The sequence below is a fragment of the Gordonia soli NBRC 108243 genome (assembly GCF_000334455.1).
Classification (GTDB): Bacteria; Actinomycetota; Actinomycetes; order Mycobacteriales; family Mycobacteriaceae; genus Gordonia; species Gordonia soli.
Map to the genome: position 1 here is coordinate 37,651 of NZ_BANX01000004.1, position 15,209 is coordinate 52,859.

Below are 15,209 nucleotides of genomic sequence, written 5' to 3' on the forward strand. Positions count from 1 at the left end.
CCGGGCGGGTGGGCACGGTGGCGTCGTGAACCGGGCGGCCAGGATCGAGGCGTTCGCGGTTTCGGCATCGGTGGTCCGGGCAGGTGGGTCCGGCCGACGACCGACGGAACCCCGATCAGGGCCGGCGTGGTCTGTTCATAGGACGGTGCGCGGTGCGGCGGGGTTCCCATGGGAGTCGGAGGCCGCCGATTCCGGCGACCGTGCTCTGGTGTGGTGGGCCGCGGTGTGATGGGCCCTGACGATGTCGGTATCGCGGCGGCGAGCACGGTCGTCACTGGCGCAGGTGCCCGAGTAGTTCGGCGAGACGGACGCGACCGCGTGAGCATCGACTCTTGATGGTGCCGGTGGCCACCCCGAGACGTTCCGCGGCCTCGGCGACCGAGTATCCCTCGATGTCGACCGCCACGATCGCGGCTCGTTGGTCGGGGGTGAGGGCGTCCAACGCCCGTCCGATCGACAGTGACAAATCGACGTCACCCATCTGATCGCGCGGGTCGGCGAGGGGCAGTACGTCGTACTCGGGCAACGGGATCGTCGCGCGCACCTTGTTCCGCCGGATGCGGTCGAGGCAGGCATTCACGACGATGCGATGCAGCCAGCTGGTCACCTTGGCATCGGAGCGGAACCGATGCGCCATCCGGTGTGCGTTGAGCAACGCTTCCTGCAGCGCGTCGGCGGCGTCCTCGGGCGTCGCGCTGGTGCGACAGGCCAGCGACCACAGGTAGGCCTGATGCCGCTCGATCAGGGTGGTGAACGCCCCCGCGTCGCCCGACACATGAGCGCGGAGCAGGTCCTCGTCGGTACGCGGATCACCGCCGCTCCCCCAGGTCATGCGTCGACAGTAGAGGACTCACCGACACTCGATCGACCGACATCGGCGCAGGTGTGGACAGTTCTCGACAGTCGGTGCGGATGTGGATGAAGCGAAGCGCCGGTCCGGCGATCGCATATGGTTTATCGTCACAGGTGACAGTAAATGTGTCGATGGACGGAGCGGGCTGTGCGAGTACTGGCGTTGGGAGCGGGCGAGGTCGGCGGGGCCGCGATCCGCGCACTCGGCATCGACGACGAGATCACCCACATCGAGATCGCGGATCGGGACCTGGCCGCGGCCACCGCGGTCGCGGAGTCGATTCCCGGTGCTCATCCGCGTGCGCTCGACGTCAGCGATCATGAGGCGCTGGTGGCGGCCATGGCAGACGCCGACCTCGTGCTGAACACGGTCGGGCCGTTCTTCCGCTTCGGACCGCCGGTCGTGCGCGCCGCCATCGAGGCCAGGTGCGACTACATCGACATCTGCGACGACCCGGACCCGACCCTGGAGATGCTCGACCTCGACGCGGAGGCCCGCGACGCGGGCATCTGCGTGCTGATCGGGATGGGTGCCAGCCCCGGACTCGCGAATCTGCTGGCCATGGCGGCCGCTGATCGGCTCGACACGGTCGAGACGATCATCACCGGCTGGAACATCGACGCCGCTCATCCGGAGGAAGCGCGGAAGAAGGGTCAGCCCGTCAGCGCCGCTCTCGTGCACGGGATGCAGCAGATCTCCGGATCGATCCCGGTGATCCGCGACGGCGAGCGCACCCAACGGTCCCCCCTCGAATCCATCCGCGTCGACTACCCGGGCCTCGGAGTACACACGTGCCACAGCTTCGGCCATCCGGAGCCGCTCACTCTTCATCGCGCGTTGCCGCAGCTCAGGGACAGCAGCAATGTGGTGGTCGGTGACCGGATCATGATGGGCGCCCTCAAGACGGTGCAGTGGGGGATCGACCACACTCCGCTCGGACTCGATGCGGCCGCGCGTATCTCCGACCTCTTCAACCGCGTGCACGTGCCGGTACCCGCAGACCTGATGCGCCCGGGTGGCCTGCCCCCACTGTTTGCCGTCGCGACCGGAACGCACAACGGTGAAGCAGCTACCGCAGCAACGGCACTGGCGCAGACTCCGGGGTTCTCGATGGCCGAGACCACCGGTGTCCCGATGGCCACCGCCGCGCGTCTGATGCCGTCGGTGCGCCGACCCGGTGTGCACACCCCCGAGACGTTGATCCCCGCCGACAAGTTCTTCACCGCGATGGCGCCGCACTGCATCGGTGCGCCGTCGCCGTCGGCGATGACGGTCACCACCTGCTCCTGGGAGTCCGAAGAGCAGTCGCGAGAACATCTCTCGGGTCAGCTGATGACTTCGCTCCTGGTCGGCTGACCGCCGGCAACTCGCGGTGCGTCCTATCCGGACGCGCCCATCGGTACCGCCTGCTCACCACTCCAGACGTGCATGCGTCGCGACGAACAGCTCGACGCACACCTCGCGGATCGCCTCGAGGTCGAAATCGTCTGGGCCGGAACTCGCGTCGATGGGCGCCGTCGTCGCGGTGTACCAGTCGACGAGCAGCTGGGTGACCGCACCGACGAGTCCGACGGCCGCCAGCCGCTGGACCCGTGACGAGGGTCGGGTGCCGCGAGCGAAGGTGAGGATCAGATCGGCCCACCCGTGGATCGCCTGCAGGCGTTGGCGTTCCAGCTCGGCGCTCACCCCGACGACCTCGACCAGCATCACGCGTGACCGACGCGGGTCGGAGGCGAGGCAGTCGATGAAGGCGCCGAGGATCGCGCGTGCGGCGGCCGGTACGTCGGCGTCGGCGACGCCGTTCTGTCCCACCGTGCCCGAGCTCGTGTCGATGAACGGGGACGCCGCGGCGATGGTCGCCGCCCGCGCGAACTGCACGCAGTCCTCGTAGACGGCACCCAGCGCACCGGCGCGGTCGGAGAACGACTCGTAGAAGTAGCGCTGGGTGAGACCCGCGTGATCGCACAGACGCTTGATGGACACGGCATCGAAGTCCTCGGATCCGAAGAGGTCGAGCCCGGCGACGACAAAGGCCTCGCGCCGCCGGAGCCGACGCTCGTCCGCGTCGGCGCCCCCGTACCGCCGTCCCTGCACCGTCGCCATGGACCGACTCCTCGCCGCTCGTCGCATCGACCTGGACAGATAGTCATCTGACACGATATCTTGTCAGAATTCGATCTGACACGACGCCATGTCAGATCAACGCGACCACCGCTCTACCGGCTGGTCACGGCACCAGGAGGACCGATGCTCGACTTCTTGCCCGAGGCGATGCGGGAGCCGACCGTGGTGGCGGTCCCGTTCTTCCTCGCGATGATCGCGATCGAATGGATCGCGGCCTGGAAACTGGAACACGAGCACGAAGGTGCCTCCGACAGCCAGGACGCCCCGAAGCGGCCGGTGGCCGGCGCCTACGATCGTTCCGACTCACGCGCGAGCCTCGCGATGGGCATCGTCTCGATCGCCACCAGTGCCGGCTGGAAGGCCGTGGGGCTGCTCGCCTACGCGGCCGTGTTCGCCTACCTCGCACCGTGGCACCTCTCGGCAACCGCCTGGTACACGTGGGTCATCGCGTTCGTCGGTCTCGACTTCCTCTTCTACTGGGAACATCGGATCGCCCATCGGGTCCGCTTCATCTGGGCGACGCACCAGGCACACCACTCCAGCGAGTACTTCAACTTCACCACCGCCCTGCGTCAGAAGTGGAACAACAGTGCGGGACTGGTCATGTGGCTCCCCCTGCCCCTGCTCGGAGTACCACCGGCACTGGTCTTCGCGGTATATTCGCTGAATCTCATCTATCAGTTCTGGATTCACACCGAACGCATCGGAACCCTCTGGCGGCCGATCGAATTCGTCTTCAACACCCCGTCGCACCACCGGGTGCACCATGGCAGTGACGCGGAGTACCTCGATCGCAACTACGGTGGCGTGTTCATCCTCTGGGATCGCATGTTCGGGACCCACGCGCCCGAGACCCGTCGCCCGACCTATGGGCTGACGAAACCTGTCGGTACGCACAACATCTGGCGTCTGCAGACCCACGAGTACGTGACCATGGCCCGTGACGTCCGGGATGCGACGGACTGGCGGTCCCGGCTTGGGTATGTCTTCGGTCCGCCGGGATGGGCACCGACGACCGGGAGTGCGGACTCCGCCGGGCACGACGATGCGGAGGCTCGGCAGTTGTCCGGGTCCGCATGAGGCGGTGGTTGTCCGGTCGTCGGTGAGCCGCGATCGATCTGTCGTCGGAGAAATGACACGTCAGCGCGCGTCGCCCGGGAATGCGCACAGCGTGCGCGGCTGGGGTGTCAGTAATGCGAATGTCCGGCGGGAGCGGTGCATTCGACATCGACGCCGATGGCGCACCCGCTCAATGGCTTCGCGATGTCGCTGCCGGGGGTACCCGAATACTGTCGGTCTGCACCGGAGCATTCCTCGCCGCCCGGATCAGCCTTCTCGACGGATGCACGGCGACGACGCATTGGGCGTACGCGGATCGCCTCGCCACCGAGTTCCCGTTGGTCACCGTCGACGCCGACTGGATCTTCGTACAGAGCACATCCCGGGTCTGGACCTCGGCCGGAGTCAGCGCCGGGATCGATCTCTCGCTGGCCGCCATCGAGCAGGACCACGGAACGGAACTCGCGCAGACCGTCGCCCGATGGTTGGTCCTCCACCTCCGACGCACCGGTGGACAGACGCAGTTCGCCCCACCGGTGTGGATACCGCGGGCCACCACTCCCCCGGTGCGGGCGGTGCAGGACGCCGTCGACGAGAACCCGGCCGCGGACCACTCGGTACCCGCGATGGCCGAACGTGCATCGATGAGCGTTCGCAACTTCAGTCGTGTGTTCACCGCCGAGGTCGGCGAACCACCGTCGCGCTACGTGGAGAAGATCCGCACCGAAGCGGCCCGCCGTCACCTCGAATCCACCAGCGACACCGGCGAATCCATCGCCTCGCGGTGTGGCTTCACCACTGCGGAATCCATGCGCCGCACGTTCCATCGCCGGGTCGGCGTCGCGCCCGATCACTACCGCGAGACCTTCGGTCCGGCCACCCGCACACCAACCGCCTGACCGACCGGCACCCCCGACGGGCCACACCCCCGACGCGTGAGCACCGAAGTCCACAGAGGAGCACCGATGACCCAGATCGCCTTCGTCACCTATCCCGGCGTGACCGCCCTGGATCTGGTCGGCCCGTACGAGGTGCTGCGCCACCTCCCGGACGCCGACATCAGATTCGTCTGGCGTGAGACCGGCCCGATCGCAACCGATTCGAACGTACTGCTGCTCGGCGCGACGCACACCTTCGGCGAGACACCGAACCCCGACATCGTGGTGGTGCCCGGAGGCACCCCGACCGTGGCCGTCCAGGCCCGGGACCAGGAGCTGCTCGAGTGGCTGCGGGCATCGATCTCGCACTGTGGCTCTTCGCACGTGTCGCCGGCGAGAATCGTGCCAAGGCAGTACAGCTCGCCATCGAGTACGACCCGCAGCCGCCGTTCGACTCGGGCAGCACGGTCAAGGCCTCACCGTCGGTGATCGCTCTCGCGACAGCCGGACTGCTCCGCGAGAGTGCCAACACCCGGCAGCTCGCCGCCGCCGGCGGAGTCCTCTGGGATCAGGCGATCAACCGGACACGGGCGCGGCGGCGTCGCCTCGGCTCGCGATCTCCTGCCAGAACCCGCTGATCGCCGAGGCGGTCGCCCCCGGCTGCTCGATCGCCGGGATGATCCGGGCGCCACGGACCGTGACCTCACGGGCATCGTGCATCCGAGCAGCGACTGCGCGTGCCTCCTCCGGGGTCCACTCCCCCCTGTCGTCGGTGGTGACGAACAGGACTGGCAGGGAGAGGGATTCGGCCGCGTCCGTGAGATCGGTCCGATTCAGGATCGCAGTGCGGATGGCCGGGATCATCGCTCGCCCGGACCTCGCGAGGGAGTCGTGCAGCAGCCTCACCGCCCCTGCATCCGACGCGCGGGTGGCCTCGGTGAACACGGCGTCGTCCATGGCCGCGCGCACCGGTCCCCGTGGGCCCACCAAACGGAACAACGGGAGCAGGAGAGCGATCTTTCGACGCAGTTCGGTCGAGATGGGATGTGTCGGCGAACTGATCGCGACGAGGTTGCGCACATCATCGGCGTGGTCCGCTGCCAGCCTGATACCGACGTGACCTCCCCAGGCGTTGCCGACCCAGTCGACTGACGGACTCCCGGTGCGCTCGCGGATCGTCTCCACCACGAGATGTGCGGCAGCGGCACACCCGGCGATGTCCGACACCCGGCGGATCGGGTCGCTCTGCCCTGCGGACGGTGCGTCGACGAGGAAGTAGGAGCGGCCGTCCGGCAGCAGTGGGACGAGTCGGCTCCACGACGTCGAGTCGACGAACATGCTGTGCCACAGCACAACCGGTGGGCCGGAGCCGACGACGTCGACATGCAGCCGACCCAGATCCGTTGCGACGTTGAATGGGGTCATGATGTCTCCTCTGATCAACCCGGACAATTCGTATTACACACCGTAATGTGAAATATGTCTAGACTGAGGCGGTGCCGCGCACCTACAACTCCCCCGTCCGAGCCGAGCGGGCCCGCGAGAACAGGGCACGGATCGTCGCCGCCGCCGACGGTCTGTTTCGCGAGCAGGGATGGGTCCCGACGACGATGGCCGACGTCGCCACCGCAGCGGGTCTGACCAGGCAGACCGTCTATCAGCAGTTCGCCGGAAAGCTGCCGTTGCTCGACGCGTGCATCGATGCCGCCCTGACGAGCGGGGTCGGCGGCGCGGTCCGGGACCTCCCGGACTACCGGCTGATGGGTGTCGGGGATCGGCCGCACCGCGTCGCCGCCGGCGCCCGATGGCTGCGCGCGGCCCACGAACGTTCGGCCGAGATCCAGAACGTCCTCGATCAAGCCGCGGTCACCGATCCCGAGGCGGCCCTACTGCTCTCGGCCCGTGAGCAGCGCCGCTGGGAAGAAGTACGGTGGGCGGTCGGCCTGATCCTCGGGGTCGGTGGTGACGGCGGCGAGGTCGGCGGTGGTGACCAGAACGGTGGTGACCAGAACGGCGGCGACGGGAATGGCGGGGACCAGAACGACGGGGACCCCGAGGCCTCCGACGCCGCCGTGGTCGATCCGGCGACCGTCGACGCCGTCTGGGCTCTCGCGTCACGACGGAACTGGCTGGTGCTGACCGGAACCCGCGGATGGTCGGGCGACCGATGGGAGTCGTGGTTCGTGCGTCACTTCCGCGCCGAGATCGAGGCCTGACCCGAGCGGTGTCGGAGCCGGCGTTCAGTGCGTAGGCGCGTCAGGACTCGTTGAGCCGAGCGATCAATTCCGCGAGGAGCGATCGCGCGAGTCCGGGCGGGATGACATCGAGCAGGGCCATCACCGGCGCCAGCGCATCGGGCAGTGCCCCGGAGTCGTCACCGCCGAGACCCAGCTCGGTGAGGATCTCGTGCGCGTCATCTGCCGACACCGGCCCGGTACCGGCGAGTCGGGGAAAGGCCGCGGCGAGGTCGGTTGCGTCGATCGGCGGGGTGCCGCGCACCGCGTCCGCTGCGGACGTCAGCGCCGCCACCAGATCGGCGAGTCCGGCATCGGTCACCGGTGTGATCGTCAGATGGGTGGTCCGCGGAAGCTCCGGGCCCGAGGGGAACTGCGTCGCCCCCGGCTGTGGTTGCAGAACCCAACCGGTCGTGCGGACCCGATCGGACCAGATGTGCGGATCGACGCGCCGTTCGACAGGAACCGACGGATCGGTCGCCACACTGAACAGCGGGCCGACCGGGTCGCCCACCACACGCAGACCGTCGATGCCGCCGACCGCCGCCAGCAAGGCGGTGGTCGCGCGATGGGTCCGTCGGGTCAGATCGACGAAACCTGTTGTCCCCAGGTAGGAGATCACGGCCCAGGCGGCAGCGAGCGAGGTCGCCGACCGACTGCCCAGCATGGTCGGGTTGACCACCGGATATCCCGGCCACGACGTCGTCGCGAATCCGGCAGCGCGCTTGTCGTCACGATGCCGGAACAGCAACACCGACGTCCCCTTGGGGGCGAAGCCGTACTTGTGCGAGTCCAGCGAGATACTGGTGACGCCGGGGAGTCGGAAGTCCCAGGCGGGAGTGGACGTGTCGCCGCCGGATGCCTCGTCCCAGAACGGCAGGACCCATCCGCCGATACACGCATCGACGTGACAGCGGATCCGCAGATCGTCGGCGGCCGCAGCGATCTGCTCTACGGGATCCAGTGTGCCGTAGGGATAATTGGGCGCCGACACCACGACCAACGCCATGGTCGCGTCGAGGCGTTCGATGAACTCGTCGGCATCGACCCGACCCTCACGGTCCACCGGGACGAGGTCGAGGTCGACATCGAAGTATCCGGCAGCCTTGTGGAAGGCGGCGTGGACCGAGGTCGGGGCGACGATGCGAGGTCGTCCGACACCGCCCGCGCCACGCCACCGGTCTCGCGCAGATTTTACTGCCAGCAGGCAGCTCTCGGTGCCGCCGCTGGTGATGAGACCGACCGTCGGCAACCGATCGCCGTGGACCAGGACACGAGCGGTGTCGATGACATCGCGTTCGAGCCGCGCGACGGAGGGGAAGGTGGTCGGGTCGAGCCCGTTGACCGACTGAACCGAAGCCGCTGCGGCGCGGGCCAGTTCGTCCAGTCCCGCGATCCCGGCGTCGTAGACGTAGGACAGCACCCGACCGCCGTGGGTGGGTGCATCGTCGCGTCGGAGGGCGTGCAATCGGTCGATGATGTCACGTGCGCGATCGTCGGTCATGCATCCTCCTCGGGGGCCGGAACCGACACGTCTGTCGAGCGACGTGCAGACCAGTCGTCGATGGTGCTGCGCCGCAGCGGGTACCGGCGGATCGCGATCAGCGAGATGGCTGCCAGGACTGCAGGTACGACACTGAAGCCGGCGATCATCGCGGTGACGGCCGTCCCCGGTTGGGTCGCGTCAGCGGTATCCGCAGACGAGAGATAGCCGCCCGCAGTGAGCAACAGGGTGAAGCCGACTGCACCACAAGCCATTCCGGTGGTCTCCCCCGCCGTCCAGACACCGCCGACCACGCCTGCCGCACCGCGACGGTGACGTGCGTCGTCGTCGGAGATGACGTCGGGCAGCATCGCCAACGGCAGTGCCTGCATACCGGCGTATGCGGCGCCCGCCACCGCGACGGACACGTAGACCCATCCGCCCGGAGCCCATCGGAGCGCAACCAGACTGAGGGCCGCGAGGACGAACACGGCGGTGGCCCAACCGAAGACGACCTCCTTGCCGTACCGACGGGCGAGCCGACCCCAGATCGGGGCGAAGACCAGCGCAGGGGCGATGAGTGCTGCGAACAGGAAGGAGACGGCGCCCTCGGAGTCGAGGACCCAGGTGGCGATGTACTGCCCGCCCGCCAGCATCATCCCGGTCGCCAGACCCTGGAGCACGAATGCGGTGAGCAGGAGTCGGAGCGCCCGACTGCGACGCAGCACCGCGAGTCCGGCGCGATAGCCGGAATCTGTTGTGGCGGAGCCGACGACAGTGACCACATCACGGGCGGACGCCGACGACACGACCAGGGCCGCCCCGATGACGAGACCGGTGACTACGGCCATCACGAGATATCCGGAGGCGGAGTCGGACCCCAGGTCACGCAACGCGGGTCCGCCCGCCCCGAACGCGAGGATGCCGACGGTCAGCACGACGACGCGCGTGGTCAGCAGGCGGGTCCGATCGTCGTATCGATGGGTCAGTTCGGCCGGGAGCGCGATGTAGGGGACTTGGAAGAGGCTGAAGGCCGCGGCGGTCAGGACGAAGGCGACCATCACCCAGCCTGCTGCCGCTGCGGTCGGCAGTCCGGTCGGCACGGCGAAGGTGAGCACGAAGAACACCGGCAAGGCCAGGCCGCCGACGAGCATCAGGCGCCGGCGCGTGCCGTGGCGGTGCGCATCCCGATCGCTGAACGCGCCGATCGCGGGATCGATCAGGACGTCGACGACCTTGGCGATCGCCACGGTGAGACCGGCGAGGATCGCGGCGACGCCGAGAGTGTCGGTGAGGTAGTAGACGAGCACCAAGCCGGGCAGCGTGCTGAAACCGGCGGTGCCCAGCGAGCCGATCGCGTAGCGTGCGACCGCTCCCCTGCTCAGCGTCGTGCCCGCGACGGTGGCGGGCGACACGCGGTCGTCGGGGCCATCTGCCGCGGGGCGGTCAGGATGTCGGCGCACCAGCACACCGTATGTGTACCCGGAAGGCCCTTCGCGGGGAAGGGACAGACTCGTGGCAGGTCCATCGCCCGTGGCGTCGGGACCGGAATCCCCGGGAATATCTGTACGTGGGATGCCCGGCATCGACATATCGCCTTTCGCGGGGCCCTCCCGGGTACAGATTTTCGGCGCTCTTCGACACGCGAAGGGGTGCTTGCTGCGTGCGCGGCGAGCGGACGGCGTACAGTCGGCCTCAACCGATCACCGCGCACCACCGGTGAACCGCATGATCGGACTTCTCTTCTTTCCCGGCAGAGCCCGGGTCAGCACTCTTCACGGCCGTCGACGCTTACGTCGACGAACCCGGGAACGGTGCCCCCGCGGATCTCGTGCCGATCAACGTCAGGAAGCGACGCCATGATCGACGAATACCACCCGTTCTCCCACCGCTCCGAGGTCGCGCCCGAGACCGCCGACCTCGCCAACATCACGGTCGAGTTCTCCGACCTGCCCGACTCCGCGAAGTCCGCCACGCGCGACGCCGACGCCTGACCACCGATCTCGTAGTACGAAGCGCCTCTGGACGTCGCTTCGTACTACGAAAACGGGGGTGAGACGACAACTGCGCCGCCCGGCGAACCGGGCGGCGCAGATTCTCGAGGTTGTCGAGAAAGATCAGAGGGCGGTCACCGAGGTGGCCTGAGGACCCTTCGGTCCCTGCTCGACCTCGAACTCGACTCGCTGCTGTTCTTCCAGGCTGCGGTATCCGTTGCCCTGGATTGCGGAGTAGTGGACGAAGACGTCTCCACTCGCGGTGTCGTCGGGAGCGATGAAGCCGTAGCCCTTTTCGCTGTTGAACCACTTGACGGTTCCCTGAGCCATGATGCTGGTACTTCTCTCTTTATTCTTCACCAGAGGCAATTGCCTCCGCGCGACAACTATCGCACGCAATGGCCGAGACGGCACATCCTGGGGTCGAACCGGCCCTCACGAGGTCATCGACACCTGGGAGATCTGGGCCTGGTAACCGCTGCCGGACTGCGGCAGCGACGTGAGCCAGACGACCACGAAAGGACTCGGCGCGCTCTGCGGGACGGCGATGGTGGTGGTCGGCTGATCGACGTTTCCGCGGGCCACGGACGTCGTGTCCCAGAATGTTCCCGGCCGGCCCTGCCCGGCAGTGCGTAGGTCGACGTTGAAGCCGGGCGTCGGGGTCTTGATGGTCACCGAGCGCACGGCCTTCGGATCACCGAGATCGAAGATCAGACCGACCCCCTCCTTGAGTCCGCCGAACTGCGCGGACCCGCGGTAGTTGTCCGTCTGCCACGGTGGTGCGGCGCCACTGATCACGTTGGCCACATTCGCCGACGAGTCGGGGGCCTGGTTGGAGAAGTCGACCACCCGGACCCCACGCAGCGGAACCACGCCGGGCGCCGGCGTCGCGGGCGCTGCCGCCGCGCCTTGCGTCGCCGACTGAGACGGCGGTGTCGTCAGGATCGAGTCGATGTCCGACGACCCGTTGTCGCCGCCCAGGATGTTCGACACCCAGACGATCAGCGCGATGATCACGAACAGCGCGAACAGGCCGGCGCCGATCAGCAACGCGAGGTTGCGCTTGCCGCCTTCGGCATCGCCGCCGAGATTGAAGCGACCGCCGCTGCCGCCCTGCTCACGTCGCGCCGCCGACATGGCGATCGGTGGTGTGTCGCGGTCGAGGGCGGGCAGCATGTCGGTCTTGAGGTCGACGACGGTCGCCTGGTCGAGTACGTGCTGGACGGTCGCCGCGGTGCGGATGCCGCGCCCGCCGTCGAGTGCACGAGCGGCCACCGCGGATATCTCGAACGGCACCTCCGGGCGGGCCTCGCGCGGTTCGATCGGATCGCCGTTGTCGGCGGGATCGGCCGGAGGCAGCCCGCCGACCGCTGCGGTCCCGTCCTTGGTGGTGACCACCCGGGTGCCGGTCTCGGCGTCGAGCGGCCACTTGGCCAGCAGCAACGCGTAGAGCACGGCGCCGAGTCCACGAACATCGGAGGATTTGTCGTCGCCCGCCAAGGTGCCGGGGAACGCGAGTACCGCATTGCCGTCGGTGCTTATGCGGACGCGGTCGGGATGGTCGATGGACAATGCGCCGCCGGAACGGTGGGTCGCCTCGGCCGCGGCGGCCAGTGCGCGCACGGCGCGGGCCGCGCCGATCGGCGACGGGGCCGACTGTGCCACCTCGGTCAGCGACGACCCGGGGGTCCATTCGGCCACGACGATGCCGCCCGAGGAGCCTCGGACGACGTCGAGCACCCGGGCGACGCCGGCCGATGCGACATGGCCCAACCGGAGAGTGCGGGACAGGACCGCCTGCGGGCCTTCGTCGGTCGACTTCACCGCCTGTCCGCGGGTCGGCGGCGGCGCGAGCTGCTCGGAGTCGACGAAGGTCAGAGCGACCTCGCGGTCGAGGTTGATGTCGAGTGCACGCCAGAACTGCAGGCCGCGGGTGCCGCCGTGATGGTCGAGGAGTCGGTAGCGACCGCCGGCGACGGCAGCGCCCGGTGTGAGTCGGGGACCGCGCGGACGGGGCGGCACGATCGGCTCTGCCTGGTCGGGATTCACGGGCGCCGACGACGGGGACACCGACGGTCCGGCGGACGGGGTCACACCCGGGCCGTCGGCGGCGGAGCCGGAGGCGTCACCGTTCGCGTTGCCGGTGTCGGCAGATGTGGCGGGGGCGGTGTCCGACCCGGAATTCGGCCCGTTGGGCTCGGCGTGATCCTGCGTGGCATCGACGTCGCTGTCACTCACGCGCCGGGCTCCTCTCCTGCGATACCTCATATCGCGCGGTGCATCAGCCCGTCCTGCAATGGGGACATCGCGAACACCGGCTGCTCCACCACTGTGTACCGAATACGACTGCCACGTGGCTGTGCCACGATCGAATCGTCGCAGCACTTGTACCTGACCAGAGTACGGGAGCGACTCCTCGGTCGTGATGCGCGGAAACTGAACTGTGATCGCGGGTGCCGTGCCGGGCGGCTCGGCGTGGGTGGGCGCCAGCGCCGGGATGAAACGACCCAGTACGCGGCGCACCGACACCCCGATGGCGACGACATCGGGCAGCTTGGCCGCGGCGAGTGCCGCATAGGTGACACCGAGGACGACCACCGCGGTCAGCAACAGGTAGACCAGCGATCCGAACTTGCCGAAATGCGTGGCCAGCCGGTGCAGTCCGGACAGGTTGGCCACGGCCCAGACGGCGGCGGCGACCGCCGCCGACGTCGCGATCGTGATGATCGTGGTGCGTGCGACGTTGGTCATCCGCTCGCCCTGCAGGCGGTTGCGCAACAGGTAGTGCCCGACGATCGCGCCTACGAGGTAGCCGAGACCGTTCGACAGTGCCAGCCAACGCACGATCAGGTCGGGGTCGGAGAACAGCACGGGACCCAGGTACGACGCCACGACCTTCACGGCGGTGATGCCGAGGACCATGGCGGTGGGCGTCCACGCGTCTTCGCGTGCATAGAAGACGCGGAGCTGCACCAACGTCATCGCGTATGGGATGAGGGTGAACGCGCCCCAGCCGAGGACCGAGCCCAATTGTCCGGCGGTGGCCGCATCGAAGTTGCCGAAGTTGAACACCGCGACGCCGATGGCCGGGCCGAAGAACGTCATGAACGCGACCACCGGGACCAGCGCGACCATGGTCAGGCGACTGGCGAGCGAGAGGTCGTCGATGACGGCGTGGGTGTCGTCGGCGGCCGCGTTGCGGGACAAGCGCGGCATGATCGCGGTCAGGATCGTGACGCCCAGGACGCCGTAGGGCAGCTGCAGCAACTGCCAGTGGGTGGCGTAGACGCTGATGCCGGAAGCGTCGGCGGCCGCGGCGATGCGGTAGGTGATGACGAGGCCCACCTGCAGGATCGCCACGTAGAACACGATGGCCAACGCCATGTTGCCGAAGCGTCGCAGCCGGGCGTCGAGGCCCCACTGGATCCGCAACTGGACGCCCGCCCGGCGCAACCACGGGATCAGGATCGAGGCCTGTGCGACCACGCCGAGCGTGGTGCCGATGCCCAGGACCAACAGCTGCGGATCACTCATCCGCACCGGGTTGAGCGTGATCTCGCCGGGCATCAGCGCGTAGAGCACCAGCGTGACGATCTGCACGATGTTGTTCAGGACGGGCGCCCACGCGCCGGGCTTGAAGAAGCCCTTCATGTTCAGGATCGCGATGAACAGCGCCGACAACCCGTAGAACAGGATCTCGGGCAGCAGCAGGTAGGCGAGGGCGGTGGTCAGCGAGCGGTTGACGTCACCGTCGCCGACGTTCAGGAAGGTCAGCAGCGGCGCCGCCACCAGCGCGATCACCGTGGCCACACCGAGGGTCACCACGGTCAGCGTGAAGATCCGGTTGATGAAGGCCTTGCCACCGTCGGGATCCTCGGCCTCGGCTCGGACCAGCACCGGGATGACGATCGCGGTGAGCACGGCACCGAGGACGACCTCGGCGATCATGTTCGGCAGCACGTAGGCGGCCTGGAACGCCGAGGCGATCGCCGGGCCGAGCATCGCCAGCACGAGGACCGTCCGGACGAAGCCGGTGATGCGGCTGGTCAGCGTCGCGAGGGCGATCGACCCACTCGTCTTCAGGATCGAGGAGTCGGAGTCACGGGCAAGGGCAGCCGTGCCGCCGGTTTCCGGTGCATCGACCTCGGCCGTGCCGACCGTGCCCGTGGTGCCCATGGGGACGTTCGCAGCGGCCGGCCGGCCGGCCGGCGAGCCCGTTCGGGTCTCCGGTCGCTCGCGCGGACCCGCCGTGGTCCGCGGTGGTGGATCTGCGGCTCGCCGCGGTGGTGGATCTGCGGCTCGCCGCTGGGGGTCCGCGGGGGCGGGAGGCTGCTGCGGCGGCCGGGAGCTGCGCCGGGACGGTGGGTTGCTGAGTCCGCGACGCGCGGTGGCATCGGTCGGTCGGCCCGCGGGAATCCGGGACGGTGCGGCACGGTCGACCGGTTCGCCCGCCATGCCCGACAACGGCGGTTGGTCGGCGACCGGGCCCGACAGCGGGGTGAATCGGCCGGGCCCGTCCGATGGCGGCTCCGGCTGGGTTGGTTCCGGCCGGGGCGCAGACGGTCGCGCCGCCGGCGGGCGGGG

The 15,209-nt window shown here is 68.5% G+C and carries 12 protein-coding genes and 2 pseudogenes; 7 read left to right on the top strand and 7 right to left on the bottom strand.

Going from position 1 to position 15,209, the window contains the following annotated elements; all coding sequences use genetic code 11:
* Positions 1-271: 271 nt before the first annotated feature.
* Positions 272-832 carry an RNA polymerase sigma factor SigM gene (gene sigM, locus GS4_RS02915; protein WP_007617309.1) on the bottom strand — a complete coding sequence of 187 codons (561 nt, stop codon included), beginning with the start codon at positions 830-832 and terminating at the stop codon, positions 272-274.
* A 168-nt stretch (positions 833-1,000) separates the two neighbouring features.
* Between sigM and GS4_RS02920 the strand changes: the two genes are divergently transcribed.
* Positions 1,001-2,209: a saccharopine dehydrogenase family protein gene (locus GS4_RS02920; RefSeq protein ID WP_007617311.1), complete on the top strand. Its 1,209-nt coding sequence runs from the start codon at positions 1,001-1,003 to the stop codon at positions 2,207-2,209.
* 54 nt (positions 2,210-2,263) lie between these two features.
* Here GS4_RS02920 and GS4_RS02925 read toward each other — a convergent pair whose 3' ends face one another.
* Positions 2,264-2,956, bottom strand: a complete 693-nt coding sequence (locus GS4_RS02925; protein WP_007617313.1) for a TetR/AcrR family transcriptional regulator — start codon at positions 2,954-2,956, stop codon at positions 2,264-2,266.
* A gap of 144 nt (positions 2,957-3,100) precedes the next feature.
* Here GS4_RS02925 and GS4_RS02930 point away from each other — a divergent pair, with 144 nt between their 5' ends.
* The 3 genes and pseudogenes from GS4_RS02930 to GS4_RS02940 all read left to right on the top strand — a co-directional run bounded on the left by GS4_RS02930 (position 3,101) and on the right by GS4_RS02940 (position 5,552).
* Positions 3,101-4,057: a sterol desaturase family protein gene (locus GS4_RS02930; protein ID WP_007617316.1), complete on the top strand. Its 957-nt coding sequence runs from the start codon at positions 3,101-3,103 to the stop codon at positions 4,055-4,057.
* A 119-nt stretch (positions 4,058-4,176) separates the two neighbouring features.
* Positions 4,177-4,935 carry a GlxA family transcriptional regulator gene (locus GS4_RS02935; RefSeq protein WP_007617318.1) on the top strand — a complete coding sequence of 253 codons (759 nt, stop codon included), beginning with the start codon at positions 4,177-4,179 and terminating at the stop codon, positions 4,933-4,935.
* A 66-nt stretch (positions 4,936-5,001) separates the two neighbouring features.
* A pseudogene (locus GS4_RS02940) lies at positions 5,002-5,552 on the top strand (type 1 glutamine amidotransferase family protein).
* Here the strand turns inward: GS4_RS02940 and GS4_RS02945 are convergent.
* Positions 5,491-6,339 carry an alpha/beta fold hydrolase gene (locus GS4_RS02945; RefSeq protein ID WP_007617323.1) on the bottom strand — a complete coding sequence of 283 codons (849 nt, stop codon included), beginning with the start codon at positions 6,337-6,339 and terminating at the stop codon, positions 5,491-5,493. The pseudogene GS4_RS02940 and the gene GS4_RS02945 sit on opposite strands and share 62 nt — an antisense overlap.
* Positions 6,340-6,410: 71 nt before the next feature.
* Here GS4_RS02945 and GS4_RS26065 point away from each other — a divergent pair, with 71 nt between their 5' ends.
* Positions 6,411-7,130 (top strand): TetR/AcrR family transcriptional regulator, encoded by a 720-nt coding sequence (locus tag GS4_RS26065; protein ID WP_007617325.1) that lies wholly within the window; start codon positions 6,411-6,413, stop codon positions 7,128-7,130.
* Positions 7,131-7,170: 40 nt separating this feature from the next.
* On the opposite strand, the gene GS4_RS02955 is transcribed toward GS4_RS26065, so the two are convergent.
* A complete protein-coding gene (locus tag GS4_RS02955) occupies positions 7,171-8,652 on the bottom strand; it encodes a pyridoxal phosphate-dependent decarboxylase family protein (protein WP_007617327.1) in 1,482 nt (493 codons plus the stop codon).
* Positions 8,649-10,094, bottom strand: a complete 1,446-nt coding sequence (locus GS4_RS02960; protein ID WP_245555542.1) for an MFS transporter — start codon at positions 10,092-10,094, stop codon at positions 8,649-8,651. Before GS4_RS02960 ends, GS4_RS02955 begins: the two co-directional genes overlap by 4 nt.
* A gap of 396 nt (positions 10,095-10,490) precedes the next feature.
* On the opposite strand from GS4_RS02960, the gene GS4_RS26295 reads away from it, so the two are divergent.
* A complete protein-coding gene (locus tag GS4_RS26295) occupies positions 10,491-10,625 on the top strand; it encodes a hypothetical protein (protein WP_281169196.1) in 135 nt (44 codons plus the stop codon).
* A 123-nt stretch (positions 10,626-10,748) separates the two neighbouring features.
* On the opposite strand, the gene GS4_RS02965 is transcribed toward GS4_RS26295, so the two are convergent.
* Positions 10,749-10,955, bottom strand: a complete 207-nt coding sequence (locus GS4_RS02965; RefSeq protein ID WP_007617330.1) for a cold-shock protein — start codon at positions 10,953-10,955, stop codon at positions 10,749-10,751.
* Between the two features lie 105 nt (positions 10,956-11,060).
* The gene (gene murJ, locus GS4_RS02970) at positions 11,061-14,801 is read right to left on the bottom strand and encodes a murein biosynthesis integral membrane protein MurJ (RefSeq protein WP_007617332.1); all 3,741 of its coding nucleotides are present in this window, start codon (positions 14,799-14,801) and stop codon (positions 11,061-11,063) included.
* Here murJ and GS4_RS26070 point away from each other — a divergent pair.
* Positions 14,800-15,209, top strand: a pseudogene (locus tag GS4_RS26070) (hypothetical protein); the annotation flags it as partial. The gene murJ and the pseudogene GS4_RS26070 sit on opposite strands and share 2 nt — an antisense overlap.